Annotated in this window: 14 protein-coding genes and 1 pseudogene; all 15 read left to right on the forward strand. The window is 50.8% G+C overall.

Annotated features, from left to right (window positions below; genetic code table 11):
- Nucleotides 1-165: 165 nt before the first annotated feature.
- Nucleotides 166-2,415 (forward strand): glycosyltransferase, encoded by a 2,250-nt coding sequence (locus ABF463_RS09705; protein WP_415533420.1) that lies wholly within the window; start codon nucleotides 166-168, stop codon nucleotides 2,413-2,415.
- A 52-nt stretch (nucleotides 2,416-2,467) separates the two neighbouring features.
- Entirely contained in the window at nucleotides 2,468-4,615 is a 2,148-nt protein-coding gene (locus tag ABF463_RS09710; protein ID WP_415533421.1) for a chemotaxis protein CheW, read from the forward strand.
- A gap of 40 nt (nucleotides 4,616-4,655) precedes the next feature.
- Nucleotides 4,656-5,156, forward strand: coding sequence for a chemotaxis protein CheW (locus tag ABF463_RS09715; RefSeq protein ID WP_415533422.1), 501 nt, complete (start codon nucleotides 4,656-4,658; stop codon nucleotides 5,154-5,156).
- Nucleotides 5,157-5,256: 100 nt separating this feature from the next.
- The gene (locus ABF463_RS09720; protein WP_415533423.1) at nucleotides 5,257-6,096 is read left to right on the forward strand and encodes a CheR family methyltransferase; all 840 of its coding nucleotides are present in this window, start codon (nucleotides 5,257-5,259) and stop codon (nucleotides 6,094-6,096) included.
- Between the two features lies 1 nt (nucleotide 6,097).
- Nucleotides 6,098-7,132: a protein-glutamate methylesterase/protein-glutamine glutaminase gene (locus ABF463_RS09725; protein WP_415533424.1), complete on the forward strand. Its 1,035-nt coding sequence runs from the start codon at nucleotides 6,098-6,100 to the stop codon at nucleotides 7,130-7,132.
- Between the two features lie 140 nt (nucleotides 7,133-7,272).
- On the forward strand, nucleotides 7,273-7,653 hold the full coding sequence (locus ABF463_RS09730) for a flagellar protein FlaG (protein ID WP_415533425.1): 381 nt from the start codon (nucleotides 7,273-7,275) through the stop codon (nucleotides 7,651-7,653).
- 142 nt (nucleotides 7,654-7,795) lie between these two features.
- Nucleotides 7,796-9,988: a flagellar filament capping protein FliD gene (gene fliD / locus ABF463_RS09735; RefSeq protein WP_415533426.1), complete on the forward strand. Its 2,193-nt coding sequence runs from the start codon at nucleotides 7,796-7,798 to the stop codon at nucleotides 9,986-9,988.
- A gap of 5 nt (nucleotides 9,989-9,993) precedes the next feature.
- Nucleotides 9,994-10,374 carry a flagellar export chaperone FliS gene (gene fliS, locus ABF463_RS09740; protein ID WP_415533427.1) on the forward strand — a complete coding sequence of 127 codons (381 nt, stop codon included), beginning with the start codon at nucleotides 9,994-9,996 and terminating at the stop codon, nucleotides 10,372-10,374.
- Between the two features lie 57 nt (nucleotides 10,375-10,431).
- A complete protein-coding gene (locus ABF463_RS09745) occupies nucleotides 10,432-10,770 on the forward strand; it encodes a hypothetical protein (protein WP_415533428.1) in 339 nt (112 codons plus the stop codon).
- A gap of 166 nt (nucleotides 10,771-10,936) precedes the next feature.
- Nucleotides 10,937-11,737: a motility protein A gene (locus tag ABF463_RS09750; RefSeq protein ID WP_415533429.1), complete on the forward strand. Its 801-nt coding sequence runs from the start codon at nucleotides 10,937-10,939 to the stop codon at nucleotides 11,735-11,737.
- An 83-nt stretch (nucleotides 11,738-11,820) separates the two neighbouring features.
- Nucleotides 11,821-12,600 carry a flagellar motor protein MotB gene (locus tag ABF463_RS09755; protein WP_415533430.1) on the forward strand — a complete coding sequence of 260 codons (780 nt, stop codon included), beginning with the start codon at nucleotides 11,821-11,823 and terminating at the stop codon, nucleotides 12,598-12,600.
- Between the two features lie 200 nt (nucleotides 12,601-12,800).
- Nucleotides 12,801-14,180 (forward strand): glycine--tRNA ligase, encoded by a 1,380-nt coding sequence (locus tag ABF463_RS09760; RefSeq protein ID WP_415533432.1) that lies wholly within the window; start codon nucleotides 12,801-12,803, stop codon nucleotides 14,178-14,180.
- A 153-nt stretch (nucleotides 14,181-14,333) separates the two neighbouring features.
- Nucleotides 14,334-15,869, forward strand: a complete 1,536-nt coding sequence (locus ABF463_RS09765) for a spore germination protein (RefSeq protein ID WP_415533433.1) — start codon at nucleotides 14,334-14,336, stop codon at nucleotides 15,867-15,869.
- Nucleotides 15,870-15,883: 14 nt separating this feature from the next.
- Nucleotides 15,884-16,999: a GerAB/ArcD/ProY family transporter gene (locus tag ABF463_RS09770; RefSeq protein ID WP_415533434.1), complete on the forward strand. Its 1,116-nt coding sequence runs from the start codon at nucleotides 15,884-15,886 to the stop codon at nucleotides 16,997-16,999.
- Nucleotides 16,986-17,752: pseudogene (locus ABF463_RS09775) on the forward strand (hypothetical protein); the annotation flags it as partial. The gene ABF463_RS09770 and the pseudogene ABF463_RS09775, both read left to right, overlap by 14 nt.

Here is a 17,752-nt window from a genome sequence, read left to right on the forward strand (position 1 = left end):
GGGGATGCTTTCTCTTCTCAAATCATAAGAACAATTTTGTTTTTAAAAGGGCGGGCCTTAAGCCCCGCCCTTTTTTCTATGATGGTTGTATGAAATTATATCGTTTTCATAGGTTTATAGCTGATTTTCTCTGCAAATTATGCTATCATACAGTAGGGTGAAAATATGAAAGCACATGTTCGGGCAACACGCCCTTTTAAGATATCGGCTTGTACGATTGCAAAAAACGAAGAAGATAATATTGCCCGCAGTTTGGATAGCTATCGGGATTTTGTTGATGAGATCATTGTGGTGGACACTGGCTCCACCGATGGCACCGTGCGCATTGCTGAGCAATGCGGTGCAACGGTATTGCATTTTGACTGGTGTGACGATTTTGCGGCGGCCAAAAACTTTGCCCTCGATCAGGCAAATGGAGATTGGATCGTGTTTTTGGATGCGGATGAGTACTTTTGTCCGGATTGCGGTAAGCGGCTGAGAGAGGCCATTACGATTGCGGAACAGCGTGGCAATAACTGCGTGGGCTGCCGTATGAAAAATATTGATCGGGTCACCGGAGAATCACGGGCGGAGGTTTTTCAAATCCGTCTTTTTCAAAGGGGCCTTCGCTATCGGTATCCGATTCATGAAAGTCTACAGACGCTCGATGGCGCCCCGCTTTCTCCGCTGACTGTTCATGAAAGCTGGTTCTTTTTGTATCACACGGGTTATTCCTCCGATTTAAATGTCCAAAAGGGTCAGCGCAATGTTGCGCTGTTAGAGAGGCAATTAGAGAAAGAAGCAGATCCCGCCAAACAATGTGTGCTTCACCTCTATTTATGTGATTCCTATTTTTCTATGAATGATTATGTTCGTGCAAAAGAAGAAGCCCTTCTTTATTTTCAAGATAAAAATACATATCATGTGCAGGTGACTGGTCTTCAAGTAAAAGCGTATTTAAACCTAATCCATATTTTACAGAAGGACAACCCATTCTCCTATCAGGAAGAAGAAAAATGGGTTGAACGGCTGGCAAGCGATTTCCCCCAGCATCCGGATGCGTTATGCTGTCAGGGCCATTTGTTTACACGCAAGCATTTATTTAAGCAGGCTTTGGATAAACTGCGTCAAGCTGAACAGCTGGCGGAAAGCTACGATGATCTAGAAATGAATTCAGCAAAAGTCCAGGGAGGAAATCTTGCCTGTCTGCGTGGCCTTTGCTGTGAGGGTATCGGAGATCTTGGCAACGCATTTGATTTTTATCTGGAGGGTCTCAAACAACCGGGTTCTAACATTGCTTCCACACGTTTCTTTTATTTACTCAAGCAGCAGAAACCGGAGGATGTGCAGGTATTTTTAAAGGGTATCATCCGCTCGCTGAACGATGGACAAATGAAGAGGCTGATGGCTGGCCTAATGGTCAATTATATGTCGGAGGCCCTGCTGCTTTGTTATGCAAAATATCGTACGGATCAAAATTCAGAGCAACTGGACGCCAACATCACGGCATTTATCAAGGCGGGACAAGGACAGTACCGCGAAGCAGCCGCGCTGTTCCTTGTGCGTTATCAGCTTGACCATGAGGAAAATACCGCCATGCGGGCGCTGCTCTGTGCGCGGTTGGCACAAGATGCGGACTATACGGAGCAGGCACTGCGCGTAGCGCCGCCATACAGCCGGATTCTGCTGGAAGAGGATGCTTTCGAAATCGAGCCGGAGTGGGTGCCAAAATTGGCGGGCCTTGTGGCGGAAATTGACCGAATCAAAGGCCGGAAACAAGCGGATGCGCTGGCACGCCTCGCGGTGACCAAAATGGATCAAGAAATGGCAAAGAATTTTGCATTGGCACTTGAGGATCTTTGTGAATATCCAGAAGCGTTGATTGCAATCCACTATGCCCCTCGGACACCCGATACATTGTTTCTGCGCGGATACTATACGTACCGTATGGGCCGTATCGGTGAAGCGGAAGACCGGATTCGTTTGGCAAAGGCATGGGGCTACACAGAGCCGGATGCGGATGCGATGCTGGATTTGATTGTAGAACGGCTGCGTGCTTTTCGAGCGGACAAGCGCCCGGATATGCCCGGTGAGCAGGCACGTGTGACAAAACAAATTGAACAAGGGAAATTTATGGTTGCTCGCGCGTCCTTGGACATGCTGCGCGAGCTTGCGGAGCCGGATGCGGCATGGTATTCCTTGACTGCGGTTGCACATTATTGCCTGGGGCAGGACGAGCAGGCGGTTTTGACCGTAGAAGCAGGACTGTCTCGGTTTCCTGATGATGTGGATCTTGCTTACAATGCGGGTGATATTTATAAACGCATGGGTCTGCATGTACAAGCCCGGGCGTATTATCAGCAGGCGTTGGAACGTTGCGGGGACGCAGTGCTTTCCGAGCAAATCCGGCAGGCCATGGTATCGGCGCCGAACTGACACGGTTGCTTTCCTGGATGGTTTTCTGCAAGAATGGTAAAGGGGACGGAATATGGACGACAATGGAATGGGTTCCATGCTGGAAATGTATATCTATGAGGAAAACCAGCTGCTCGATCAATTAGAAGATATCATGTTGGATACGGAAAAGGACGGCGGCCTTTCCACGGAGAATATCAATGAGATTTTCCGTATCATGCACACAATCAAAGGATCTTCCGCCATGATGGCGTTCAATGGCATTTCTACCTTGGCCCACGCGGTGGAGGATCTGTTTTTTTATATTCGTGAGAACCATCCGGAACACCTTGATATTTCTACTGTTTGTGATTTGGTGCTTGCCGGCGCTGACTTTATTAAAGCGGAAGTGGCCAAGATCGAAAACGGGCAGAACGAAGACGGTGATGCATCGGAGATTGAGCAGAATATTAAAGAGTATCTGGATCAGATTTCCGGAAAGGCATCGTCTGTAAAAGAGATGGAGCCTGCTGTTTCCGCTGCATCGGTTACGGAAGCGGCCGCCGCCGAAGTGCAGACGTCTGAAGCAGAGTCTTCGGCATCCGTTTCGACCCGCCCGGAAGAGGAAAACGGGAAAAAATACGCGGCGCATCTGGTCTTTGAAGAAGGCGGGCAGATGGAAAACCTGCGGGCGTTTACCATTGTGCGCAACCTTTCGGAATGTACGGCGGAGCTGTATACCAATCCGGCAGATTTGCTTGGCACATCGTCCGAAGTCATTTTAAAGCACGGGTTCGATGCCTTCTTTACCACGGCGGAGACGGAAGAAAAAATCCGCTCTGTTTTTGACGAATCCTTGTACTTAAAGTCGTATGAACTGCTGGCAGTCGATTCTTATGACGAGGATGTGTGCGCTGCGGGCGAACCGGAGGCGGCTGAAGCAAAGTCATCCGTACCGCAGGAAGAGACCGCTGCCCAACCGGAAGAAAAGCAGCAGCCCACATCGCAGCAAATGACAAAAAACCACCCGGCTACCCAGCAGCCGGAAGCCAACAAGGGCGCAAAGCTCAATCTCATCAGCGTGAATGTCAATAAATTGGACATGTTGATGAACCTTGTGGGCGAGCTGGTGATTTCCGAGTCTATGGTGACTAAGAACCCGGACCTTGCGGGGCTGGAGCTCGGCAACTTCCATAAAGCCTCGCGCCAATTGCGTAAACTGACTGACGAGTTGCAGGATATCGTGATGTCTATCCGCATGGTGCCTATCGGCGGCACGTTCCGCAAGATGCAGCGCATCGTGCGCGACATGAGCCGCAAGCTGGGCAAGGACGTGGAGTTTGTCACAGTAGGGGAAGATACTGAAGTCGATAAAAACATCATCGACCACCTTTCTGACCCGTTGATGCATTTGATTCGCAACGCCATGGATCATGGCGTTGAGGAGGAAGAGGAACGCGTCGCGGCCGGTAAACCGCGGAAGGCGCGCATCACGCTTTCTGCACAGGATGCGGGTGGGGATGTGAAAATCTCTGTTTCGGATGACGGTGCTGGGCTTGATAAGGAAAAAATCATCCGCAAGGCGCAGGCCAACGGTCTGCTCACCAAGCCGGTAAAAGACATGACCGACCGTGAAATTTTTTCACTGATCATGCTTCCCGGTTTTTCTACCAACGAAAAGGTGACAGAGTTTTCCGGGCGCGGTGTAGGTATGGATGTGGTCAAGCAGAATATAGAGGAAGTCGGCGGCAGCATTTCCATTAAGAGCATCAAAGGCGAAGGCACCACGATGACCATTGTCATCCCCCTGACCCTTGCCATCGCGGACGCAATGGAGCTTTCGGTCGGCGGCAACATTTACACGCTGCCCACTGTATCCATCAAAGAATCGTTCCGTCCCAAAGAGGGCAGCATCCTGTATGATAACGACAACAATGAAATGATTATGATTCGCGGCAATGTTTACCCCATTATTCGATTACATAAATTATTTGGCATCACGCCTAAGGTCGGCCAACTGCATGAGGGCATCCTCATCATGGTGGAAGGGGAAAACCAGGCGGCCTGTGTTTTCGCCGACGAGCTCTTGGGAGAACAGCAAGTGGTTGTCAAACCGCTGCCGCAATATCTCATCCGGTGCCATACAAAGGATTCCGGGATCGAAGGCTGCACGATTCTTGGGGACGGCAGCATCAGTTTGATTTTGAACGCCAAAGGGCTGATCGACCGTGTGATTGGTTGACGGTTTGGAAACATTTTGTTTAACAGAGGGAGCCAGTGCAATGGAAGATATGGAACAGCAACTGACGGTTGCAGGCGAAGAAGACACCCAGCGCGGCAAATATCTGACATTTGAACTGGGCAAGGAAACATTCGGCATTGAGATTAAATTTGTGACCGAGATCATCGGCATCCAGCCGATTACGTTTGTCCCTGAAGTGCCGGATTATGTAAAGGGCATTATTAATCTGCGCGGCAAGGTCATTCCGGTGATCGACATGCGATTGAAATTTAAAAAAGAACCAATCGGCTATACAGACCGTACCTGCATCATTGTCATTGATATTGAAGAAATCCTGCTTGGACTGATTGTGGACAGCGTGGCCGAAGTCATGAATATAAACGACGAAAATATTGTGCCTCCGCCGAGCTATAAGACCGGCTTCCAGAACCGGTATATCAAGGGAATCGGCAAAGTGGATACATCGGTTGTCCTGCTGCTCGACTGCAAAAAGCTGATTTCGGACGATGACTTGGACGCTATCAACAACGCGGCACAATAGTGTGTTGGAAAAGCCACGGCGCCGACAGGTGTTCCGGGCTTTTCTTTTATCGCCTGCCGCGGCTTGCGCTTTGGCTGCGGGACACAGGGGCTGCATGGAAATGACTGGAGAGAGGGGAATCTATCATTTGCTTACAATTGGACAGGCGGATTTTGAACGATTGACCGGCTATATGCGGCAGAAATACGGGATCAATCTTTCCAAAAAGAAAGTGCTGATCGAGGGACGGCTCAGCAATATGATCACCGAGAGAGGGTTTGCGGACTTTCATACTTATTTGAATGCGGTTTTCGCTGATGGCTCGGGGCAGGAGATTACGACGCTGCTCAATCGGCTGACTACAAACCACACCTACTTCATGCGGGAATCCAATCATTTTGATTATTTTCGCGATACGGTTCTGCCGCATATAGAATCAACAGAAACTGCCCGCCATGCGCGCGTCTGGTGCGCAGGCTGTTCCACTGGCGAGGAACCTTATACATTGCAAATGATTTTGAAAGACCGCTTTGCGGGGCGGCTGCCGGCTTGGAATACGCAGTTGCTTGCAACTGATATTTCAGAGCGGGCCATGGCAATTGCAAAAGAAGGCGTGTACCCGGTCGAATCAGTAAACAACATGCCCGCTCTATGGAAAATGCGATATTTTGAAAAAATGGAAAAAGGGATGCATGTCAAAGAGGCGGTTCGACGGGATGTTTTGTTCCAGCCATTCAATTTGATGACGGCGATTTTTCCGTTTCGCCAAAAGTTTCATGTGATTTTCTGCCGCAACGTGATGATTTATTTTGAACGCGACACAAAAATTGCACTGGTCAACAAGTTCTACCAGTGCCTCGAAAAGGGCGGATATCTTTTCATCGGGCATTCGGAATCTATCGAGCGGGGGGCGACGCCGTTCCAATATGTCATGCCCGCAGTCTACCGGAGGGATGAATAGAATGGGACTTAAACGTAAGATTCGCGTGTTGGTTGTGGACGATTCCATTATGTTCCGGGAGGTGATGGTGCGTGGCATCTCACAGGACCCATCCATCGAGGTCGTGGGTACGGCACAGGATGCCTTTTCCGCACGCGACAAGATTATGGAGCTGGAACCGGATGTAATGACGTTGGACAACGAGATGCCGCGTGTGAGCGGCGTGGCGTTTTTACGTCAGATTATGGCGGAGCATCCGCTGCCGACGGTTATGGTGACCAGCGCGAGCGCATCCATTTTTGATGCGTTGGACGCGGGCGCGGTGGATTTTGTCGGTAAGCCGAATGCATCGCAGGGCGGCAGTGTGCAGATCTTTATCCAACAGATGATTATTAAGATCAAGATCGCCTCCACCGCGAAAGTTGGCCAATATAAAAAAAGTGAATTGGTTTCATCCAACCAAGCATGTGCGAATAAAGATTGGGTTATTGCCATCGGTGCGTCCACGGGGGGCACCGAGGCGATTCTGGAGGTTGTCCGTGATTTGCCGCGCGACCTGCCCGGCATCGTTATTGTGCAGCATATGCCGCCGGTCTTTACCCGCATGTATGCCGAGCGGCTGAACAATATTTGTAAACTGGAAGTAGCGGAAGCCAAAAATGGCGATGCGGTCGTGCCGGGCAAAGCCCTGATTGCACCCGGCGGCTTCCAAATGAAGCTGGTCAAGGAGAGGGGAAGTTATGCGGTGCGCGTTTTTGAGGCGGAGAAAGTCAATGGACACGCGCCATCAGTGGAAGTGCTGTTTGACTCGGTTGCGGAAAAAGCGGGTAAACAGGCGGTGGGAATCATTCTGACCGGTATGGGGGGCGATGGCGCCAATGGATTGCTGCACATGCGGCAACAGGGCGCATACACCATTGGGCAGGATGAAAAGAGCTGTGTGGTGTATGGAATGCCTATGGTTGCGTACAACATTGGAGCCGTTGCCAAGCAGACAGCTCTCTCTTCGATTTCGAACGAACTACTGCGGTTCCTGCGGGAAAGGCCGAAATGCTGACAAAATTTCCAGATATGTGTCTGAAATTGAATGTTTTAGAAAAAATTTAGATTGTAATCGCGTTTTCCTCGATATGGCACTAAAGAGCTGCGGTTTTCGGACGATAAAGTAGGTAGTGCAATTAGGAGAGGATGACCGCCATGCAGATCGACAACATTCATTCCCTGCAAGTGACTGATGTTCCGCAACCACCGGTTGTTGCCGGAACGCCTGCCGTAAACACCGAAATTTACGGGCAGAAAAAAAGCAATACGGACGACAACGGGACAGAAGGGCAAAACAATGCCGGGCGACGTGCGACCAAACGGGTTGAGGAACAACTGGACCATCTCAACCGCGCCGCGCAGCAGAACCAGCGCCATATCCAGTATACGATTCTTGAACAGCCGCACACGGTGATTCTTCAAATTGTAGATACCGAGACGGGTAAGGTGCTGGATGAGATCCCTTCGGAAAAAATGGTCAAGCTGGTGGATGCGATGCAGACGGCGGCGGGCGGTCGCTTAGATAGAAAAATTTAGCCTGCATTTGGTTGGCGTGCCAGCCAGTGCACAGGCATGTACACCATTGATGTTTTAGGATCGACACAATATTGGAACGGTTGTTCTCCGTCAGGTTTGCCATGTTCCATATGGTATCGTTTGAAAGGAGTGTGAGGTTTATATGTCCACTATTTCCGGTTTGACATCTCCGAGCAGCAGCTCCAACTCCAACTCCAGTTCCAGTACGACCAATATTTACAACGGGCATATTTTTGGATTGGCGTCGGGACTGGACGTGGACAGCATGGTTACGGGCATGACCACCGATGTGCAGCAGCAGATCGATCAGGCCAACCAGAAAAAACAGACCCTGCAATGGCAGCAGACCGATTACCAGACAGTGGTGACCGCGCTCAATACATTCAACAGCGCATACTTGGCGCTTTCCGGTTCCGGCAGCATTACCGGCAACAATGCGCTGCAAACCTATATGGCGTCCAGCGACAATCCCGCCGTTACGGCGGTGGCACAGCAAGGCGCTACCGGTACCCCCAGAAGCATGACTGTATACCAGAACGCAACAACCGCAGCCATTACCACCTCATCTGCCAATAATGTGATCACAGGGCAGGTGGATCTGACTAATTCCTCAAATGTGACGGCTCTTGAGGGGAACGCATTCAACTTCACAGTGGACGGCGTGACGAAATCAATTACGCTGACAGCCAGTGATGTTTCGACCAACGGCGGAGACGTGGCAAAAGCGCTGCAAGGCGAGATCAACAGCGCTTTTGGATGGGACAGCAGCGCAGCGAGTGCAAATGGTCCGCGGGTAACCGTCAGTCTGAACAGCAGCGGCTATGCGGTGTTTTCTCCCGGCGCATATACGGATGCGTCAGGGAACAGCACAACCTACAACACAGCATTCACCGTATCTGGACTGACAACCACGGATAGCACCGGCAACATCACTACGAACACGACGGGGCTGAATGCTTTGACCGGAAGTACGTCGGCTGCCAACAACCGCCTCAATCGCAATCTGACGGTTGCACAACTGCTGTCTAATGCAGGCGTGACACTGGACAGCAGTTCCCAATACAGTGTGCAAATCAACGGTCAATCGGTGACCTTAAATGGGAGCGATTCCATTTTCAAGGCGCTCCAGACAATCAACGCGGCGGGTACGGGCGTTACACTTGCCTATTCTTCCACGACGGGAGCAATGACGGCGACAGCCTCAAGCTCCGGTGCAGCGTCTAACTTTTCTTTGGGGAGCGGAGCGGCGACTGACCCGACAACGTCCAACGACATCAGCACAGCGTTTTTGGGAGCACTGGGCTTCTCCGCTGCACAGGCCTCAGGCGAAACGACGGCAGCGATGCAGGGCAATGCCGTCACCGGTGTCACCGGCGGACAGGACGCGCTCTTTTCCATAGACGGCGGGAACACACGGATGGCGCGCAGTTCCAATTCATTCACGCTGGATAATGTGAATTATACCATCAACGGCACAGTCTCCGGCGCGACGACGGCGAAAATCTCGTTTACGCAGGATACCAGTACAGCGGTCAAGAGTGTCCAAGGTTTTGTAACGGCGTACAATGTGCTGCTTGCCACAATCACCACCTACACCAACACCAAACCGGATGCGGACTACAAACCTTTGACCGATTCGCAGAAGAGCAGCATGTCCGATACGGATATTGCCAATTGGAACGCAAAAGCGTCGGCGGGCGTCCTGTTCAATGACGATACCTTGAATGGTTTGCAGCAGCAACTGCGTGATATGATCAGCGCTTCCGTAACCACGTCCGACGGCACAACGATTTCACTTGCCAATCTGGGCATTCGTGAGAGCACTGTGGACACGGGTGACGACGACTCAACCCCCGGCCAGTTGACCTTTGATAATGGGAGCACTGATACGTTGGTGAGTATGCTGCAAACCAATCCGCAGCAGGTGCAGGATCTGTTCACGATGCAATCCAATTCGCCCTATGTCATCAATGACACCGCAACGGTGACAACGGCGAATGGTACCACGGAAAACCGCCAGACTTTTCGCAAAAATTCAGAAGGGCTTGCTTACCGCTTACAGGATATTATCAACGATTACACGACCACCGGCAGTACGTCCAGCGTGCAGGGCCAGCTGATCTCTTTGCTGGGCAGCTCTTCTGACGGAAACCAGCTGAATTCAATTTACGATCAGATTACAGACATGAACAGCCAAATCACAGCCCTTAACACAAAAATGACCGACAAAAAGAATGCGCTGTATGCGAAATTTTCCACGTTGGAATCCTTTATGGCAAAAATGAATTCCCAGAGCGGGGTATTGGCTTCTTTGTCAAGCAGTAGCGGGAGTTGAAAACAATGGCATTTAATCCATATCAGTATTATAAAAATCAGGCGCTGGAAACGAGCAGCCAGTATGAACTGGTGGGTCGTTGCTATGGGGATGCGTCCCTTTCGCTTAAGCGCGCGCAGGCATATATCGATGGAAAAAATTATGAACAGGCAAACAACAGCGTCTTAAAAGCGCAGAAGATATTAGCCGGGCTCGATGGTGCGTTGGATATGCAGTTTGAAATTGCACAGCAGCTGCACACTCTTTATGCATACATGCAGAAAAAGCTCTTCAAAGCGAACCTTGCCAAGGATAAGGCGGCACTGGATGTTGTGGCCGGTATGTTGGGCGAATTGCGTGACACTTGGGAACAGGCCGTAAAAAATTACAAAAAGATTCAGGCGTAACTGCATGGGGGCGGGTAGTCCGCCGGCAGTGCTGTATGTCTGTGCAGGTGTTAAGTCATGAAACAAACCGATTGCAGCATTGTGTGGGATACCACGGAGCAGATGGCAGAAGCGATTCGCCGCGAGGATATGACGCTTTTGGGTCTGGCAATTGAAAAAAGGCAGGCTTGCCTGGAGCGGTTGGCGCTTCCGGGTACTGATATTTCGTTGGCGGACAAAGCGTTGCTTGTGCGGGCTATGGCGCTGGACAAACAGGTCTGTGCGGATGCGCAGGCACTTCTGGCACAGTACCAAAAAGATATTGGACAGTATGAAGCGAAAGTGAAGGGCCTGCTCCGATATGAGAGCCATCAGCTGAATTTATCGCAGGGGCAGCTGATGGACCGGAAACGGTAAATGCGGCTTGGCGCGCTGCTTGTCAGAGCGATCAGCATAGCCTTTACCAGTATGCGCTGGAGAACCGGCCGGTGGATTTGCCGCTTGAAAAAGTTTAAAAGATTGTATAGAACGCCGTCGGGGTTTCGCACACGATCCCAAGCGAAACGGCGGATTGGAGCTTTTTATGAACATCACGTTATTGATTGGTCTGGTTATTGCATTTGGCGGGGTTCTGTTCGGTTTTGTCAGTGAGGGCGGGGCGCTTGCAAACCTGTTGAAGCTGCCGGCTTTTATGATCGTGGTTGGCGGCACGATTGGCACCGCGTTCATCAGCTTTCCTATTAGCAATATCAAAAAAATCCCCGGTGCGTTCAAAGCTATGATGTTTCAGAAAAAGCACGATTATCCCCAATTGATTGAGATGATGTGTGAGGTCGCCAACAAAGCCCGGCGCGACGGCCTGCTCTCGCTGGAGAGCGAAGCGGATAAGATCAAGGACCCTTTCATTAAAAAAGGACTTGGATATATTGCCGACGGCGCTGACCCGGAATTTCTTAAGCAGCTGCTCAACAACGAGATTGAAGCCAATTTCAAAAAAGTTGAAGATGCCGCAAAAGTATTAGAGGGAATGGGCGGCACATCCCCGACAATGGGTGTTTTGGGCACGGTTATGGGTATGACAACAGTGCTGGGGCATATGGGCAGCGACACCAGTCATATCGGCACGGAGATTGCGGGCGCTTTTATTGCCACAATGTATGGCGTGGGCATCGGGAATCTCGTCTGGCTGCCGCTGGGCAACCAGATGAAGGTAACGGCCATGCATGAAGCGGAACATCAGGAGATTATGATGGAAGGCTTGCTGGCAATCCAATCCGGCGAGCCATCCTCGCGCCTGAAAGACAGGCTGTACGCAAAGGTCGGAGAAGTGGGCAAAAAAAGCGCGAAAGCAGAAAAAGGGCAGCCGGTGGGGACGGAAGCCTGATTGACCGCGCAGTGGGGCGGAATGGAATGTCACATGGCGTGGGCAACGGTGGGTCCGCGCTGTTTTTATAAGGAGAACCGTTCATGAAAAGACCGCCGGAAAAAGATAATTCTGAAAGATGGCTGTTACCGTATTCGGACTTGATGAACCTATTGCTTATACTTTTCATCATTCTGTATGCTATGAGTAAAACCGATGTGCAAAAAGCCACTCAAGTGGCGGAATCCATTCGCAAAGGGTTCAATGCGTCACAGCAGGCGGCCCAACAAAGTCCGGTGTCACAGAAAACAACCAGTACCAATGATGGCGCGAGTACTTCGGCAACCTCCTCCAGTGTGTCGGCGGCGACGCAGGACTGGTCTGCACTGTACGATCAAGTGGCAAAGATGGTGTCGCAGGCAAACCTGCAAAACAATGTGGATTTATCATCAACATCCAAGGGACTGGTAATCACATTGAAAGATAATACACTTTACGCACCAGGTTCTGCGGTGATGAATCCGGCGGGGCAGAATCTGGTGTTGAAGATTGGGGACGCACTCAAGCAAGTGGATTACGCGTTGATTATAGTGGAAGGGCACACGGACTCCGACACCATCCACAACGCACAATTTCAAGATAATATCGATCTTAGCTCATCCAGAGCGGATAATGTGGAACGCGCATTGATTACAAGGGGCTTAGACGACAAGAAGATTGCGGCTATGGGGCGGGCGGACACGGTGCCCATCGCGCCCAATGATACAGCCGCAAACAAAGCAAGGAACCGTCGGGTGGTCATCAGTATTTACAAGAGTCTTTCCAACTTGACAGCCGATCAGGTACTTGATGTGACGCAGCTGGAATCCACTGCGGGAAAATAGGATTTTCTTGACTTTGCACCGGTGGGTTGTTAAACTATATAAGATGTATGAACAGGCGGAAGTCAATCACTTGCGCGCAGCACAAGGGGAAGCTGCGGTTGCACCAGGTGGGCAGCGTGTAAACGGATTGATGGAGTTATCGAATATGCGTAGTGCACGGGGCGGCTTTGGCGGCCCACATTTTTTTGGAGGCTTTAAGAATGCTGGCGAATAGCGAAAAAAGCATGGAAAAACTCGTGGCGCTCTGCAAAGGCAGAGGCTATATTTATGCAGGCTCGGAGATCTATGGCGGTCTGGCCAATACATGGGATTATGGTCCGCTTGGTGTGGAGTTTAAAAACAACGTCAAGCGCGCATGGTGGAAAAAATTCATTCAGGAATCCCCCTACAATGTCGGGCTGGATAGCGCCATCCTAATGAACCCGCAGGTGTGGGTGGCGACCGGTCATGTCGGCAATTTTTCCGATCCACTCATGGATTGCAAAGATTGCAAGACCCGCCACCGTGCAGATAAGCTCATTGAAGACGCGGCCGGCGTTTCCCCGAATGGCTGGAGTTTTGAGCAGATGCAGGAGTTTATTGAGCAGCGCGGTATCAAATGCCCGGTCTGCGGCTCAACCAACTTTACCGATATTCGCAATTTTAATCTGATGTTCCGCACGTTTCAGGGTGTGACGGAGGATGCCAAAGCACAACTCTATCTGCGTCCGGAAACCGCACAGGGGATCTTCGTCAACTTTTTAAACGTGCAGCGCACATCCCGCCGGAAAGTGCCTTTTGGCATTGGGCAGATTGGGAAATCGTTCCGTAACGAGATTACACCGGGCAACTTCACATTTCGTATCCGTGAGTTTGAGCAAATGGAGCTGGAATTCTTTTGCAAACCGGGTACTGATTTGGACTGGTTCCATTATTGGAAAGATACCTGTGAAAACTGGCTGCTGTCCTTGGGATTGACAAAAGATAGCATTCGTTTGCGCGACCATGATGAAAAGGAATTGAGTTTTTACTCCAAGGCGACCACCGATATCGAATTTCATTTCCCGTTTGGCTGGGGCGAACTTTGGGGCATTGCCGACCGCACGGATTATGATTTGAAAGCCCACATCAGGCAAAGCGGAAAAGACCTTGATTATTTTGATCCGGAGACCAACGAGCGGTATGTGCCTTTTGTCATTGAACCGTCTTTGGGTGCCGACCGCGTGGCGCTGGCGTTCTTGGTGAACGCGTATGATGAAGAAGTTGTTAACGAAAAAGAGGTACGCACAGTTCTACACCTGCATCCGGCGCTGGCGCCGTATAAAGCCGCTGTGCTGCCGCTCTCGAAAAAATTGAGTGACTCGGCGCTGCTGATCTATCAGGAACTCAGTAAATATTTTTCTACGGAATATGACGATTCCGGTTCGATTGGGAAACGCTATCGCAGGCAGGATGAGATTGGTACACCGCTTTGTATCACGTACGATTTTGACTCTCAGAGTGATGGCTGCGTGACGGTACGCGACCGGGACTCCATGAAACAGGAACGTATTTCAATCGACGCACTTAAAAAATATGTCCAAGATCAACTGGCGTTTTAAACCGCCCGTACCATTTGGACCTTGATGCAAGAAACCGGCTTCCCATGATTGGGAGGCCGGTTTTTCTGTCGTGCCGCCGTGCATAAAATTCCATTTGGATGGTTATACCATCTAAGAGAACGTGGGCAGGGATTTGCCGGAAAGGCGGACGGAATGCTAAAAGATTGGTGGACAAAAATCAATATTTGGCGGCAGACGCAGGCTGCCAAAGGGATTGGTGACCAGACGCAGACTTACACACCGGTATATGCGTCGTTGACCGACAATATGGTATATTTTAATGGAAGTTTGGCGGATACCGCCGACTATGTTCATAAAAAGCTGGTGTTTTGCGGACACCCCTGTGAAATGATGTATATCGACAACATGGTTGATAAAATGGTATTGTCCGAGAGCGTGCTCGTTCCGTTAGCCAAGGCAGAGAGACCAGCGGGACTCGCAGAAGGAGAACCGTTTTATACATGGGTACGTGATTATGTGCTTTCCTCCACCGACCAGCGCGAAGTGTTTAACCTGGAAGAACTGCTTTGGTTGATGATGTCGGGTTTTGCGGTGCTGCTTATCGACGGCTATCCAAAAGCAATGGTTTTTGGGCTGCAAGGCTTCAAGATCAGAGGGATCGATGAACCCAATATTGACCGTGTCCTTCGTGGCTCGCGTGAAGGGTTTGTGGAGGCTTTGCGTATTAACATTATGATGATGCGCCGCCGCATGAAAACAACAAATCTTAAATTTGAAACGTATGTGCTGGGACGGGAAAGTAAGACAGAGGTCTGTTTGGCGTATATCAAGGGTGCGGTAGCAGATTCTGTTTTGTCAAAGATTAGGGATCGCCTACAGCACATCGATATGGAGACGGTGCTGGCCTCCGGCATGATTCAGCCGTTTTTTGAGGAAAAAATCACCTTGTTTTCCACAGTGGGGTACACAGAACGGCCGGATACTCTTTGCGCGAAGCTCAGTGAAGGACGGGTGGGCATTCTCGTGGATGGAACCCCCATGGCTATTTTTGCACCGCATCTGTTTGCGGATAATTTCACAAGTGTGGACGACTACGCAACCAGTTTTTATTATGGTACATTTACCCGTATATTAAAGTATCTCTCGTTTTATATCTCGGTTTTTTTGCCCGGAATGTATGTGGCGGTCGGCAGTTTCCATCAGGAACTGCTGCCCACGCAGCTTTTGTTCACGCTGGCGCAGTCTGAACAAAACACGCCGTTCTCTCTCGTTTTTGAGGCTCTTTTCATGCAGGTGATTTATGAGGTGCTGCGGGAGGCGGGGCTGCGCGCGCCCAGGCAGCTTGGTTCGGCACTCAATATCGTGGGTGCGTTCCTGATCGGGCAGGCGGCCGTATCGGCCGGGTTGATCGGCGCGCCGATGGTCATCGTCGTCTCGCTTACGGCAACGACTTCCCTTGTGGTGCCAACTTTGTATGAACCGAGCATCATCATGCGGTTTGCGTTTATCCTGTTGGCGGGGATGGCGGGTTTTTATGGCATTGTGATTGGCTCGTCCTTTTTCCTGGTGATGATGTGCGGCAACAAGGCGTACGATATACCGTATATGGCGCCTTTGGCTCCGTTTGACCTGTTTGCCGTGCGGGACACAATCTTCCGTGCACCCTGGAATGTTTTGAACAGGAAAGCGCATCGGGCACAGGATTATACCGGCTCGAATACGCAGTAATAAGGGGAGACGGTATGGAAAAACAGAGCTATGTGTCACCGGGACAGGTCATTGCCGCGTTGGTGATTACCCACTTGTTATATTCCACGGTGCATTTTCTTGCGTTGCACGCGGGTCGCTCCATACAGGATATCCTTCCGGCTGTTCTGGTCGCTTTTGCGATGAACTTTGTGATCGCCCTCCCGCTGCTTGCACTTCTAAAGCGGCATCGAGGAAAAGACCCGGTGGAATGCGCAGTCAATATTTTTGGCCGTGGCGCGGGTGCCGTGACAGGGATCGTCTATTTTCTCTTTTTTGGATGCAACGCGGTACTCACGCAGATCGTGTTTCGAAATTACTATGTGGATGCAGTTGTGTCAGAGGCCAAAACATATGCCATTATGCTCCCGCTTCTGGCTATCACGGTCTATATGGTGTGCAAAGGATTTGAGAGCATCATGCGCTTTGGCACAATCATTTTTGCCATCTATGCCTTGGTTATGATTGTTCTCGTTGTTACGCTGATTCCGTCTGTCCGACCATCCATTGGGGCCCGTTTTCTGTTCCCGTTGTTCTTTAATGGCCCCGGTATATTTTTGCACGAGTTGCTTTCTCAGTTCAATCAGGACATGCAGATTGTCGCGTTGGCTTTCTGCGCGCCGTTTCTCAAAAGCGGCGTGCGGCTGGGCAAAGTTTTCGCAAAGTGGAACCTGCTTACATTCTTGATGGTGTTTGTGCTTTTCACACTGTGCGTTGTGGTGCTGGGGCCATTCGGCGCCAATCAGATGTTCCCGTTACAGTCTCTCGCGGCACAATCGTCCGTAAGTGCGTTTGACCGGCTTGATCCGCTTTACGCCATGTCATGGATGTTGAATACGGTGTTGACCGTTGCCCTGTTCACCTGTTTGCAGGTGCAATGCCTGGAAAAAATGGGGTTCAACAAGCACAGGACAGTCAGAGTGATTATCGTTGGCCTCTTGAATACGGTGGCGGTCTATATTTTGCAGGGCAATGAGGCTTTGGCCCATGCAATCACCCTCAATTGGTATTGGGCGGCCATTAACCTGTTCGTCACGATTGTTTTGCCGCTGGTTCTTTTGATAGGAGACTGTATCGTGCGCGGAAGGAGAGCGGAACATGGGATGGCCTAAATTGATGTTGGCTGTATCATTGAGCGCCATGGTGGCGCTTACAGGATGTACGACATCCAGAGAACTGAAAGATATGGATATCGTGGAAGGGTTGGGGGTGGACCTGCTCCCAGATGGGGAATATCAGGCGACCTATCAGATTTTTCAGATGCAAACCGGAGCGGGCGGCGAGGCGGTCGACATTTTGCAGACCAGCGGTTCGAACCTGTTCGATTGTTCCCGAAACGCCACCGTGCAGACGGGTAAACGGCTGTATTATTCCAATGAGCGCGTACTTGTGATTGGTTCTGCGGTCTGCCGTAAGGGGCTTACGCCACTCATGGACTTTTTTTCGCGTAACCACGAGCTGCGCATGGGGCAGCGCGTGTTCATGGCGGAAGGCCGCGCGGCCGATATTCTCACAGCGAAAAATGCCAATGGCGTCATCACGGCAAAGAATTTGGAACAGGTGGCGCTCAATGAAATTTATAATTCTAAAATCATGGATATGCAGCTTGGGGAAGTGATGGAAAGGATTTCAACGAAGAGCGACATGATTTTCATGCCGACCCTTATCCACCGGAAGTACACGCCGGGTGGCAACATTTACAACGATGCAGGCAGTTCGCCCGGCGCGTATCCCAATAAAGGCAGTACGTCTTCCTCTGCCGGCAGTGTCTCCTCATCGAGTGCAGGAGGCTCATCTTCTTCGGACAGCGGAGGTGGGGGTGGAACTGGAGGTGGGGCGAGCAGCTCCGGCGGCGGGTCCTCCGG

It is taken from the genome of Ethanoligenens sp. (genome assembly GCF_047718355.1).
Classification (GTDB): Bacteria; Bacillota; Clostridia; order Oscillospirales; family Ethanoligenentaceae; genus Ethanoligenens.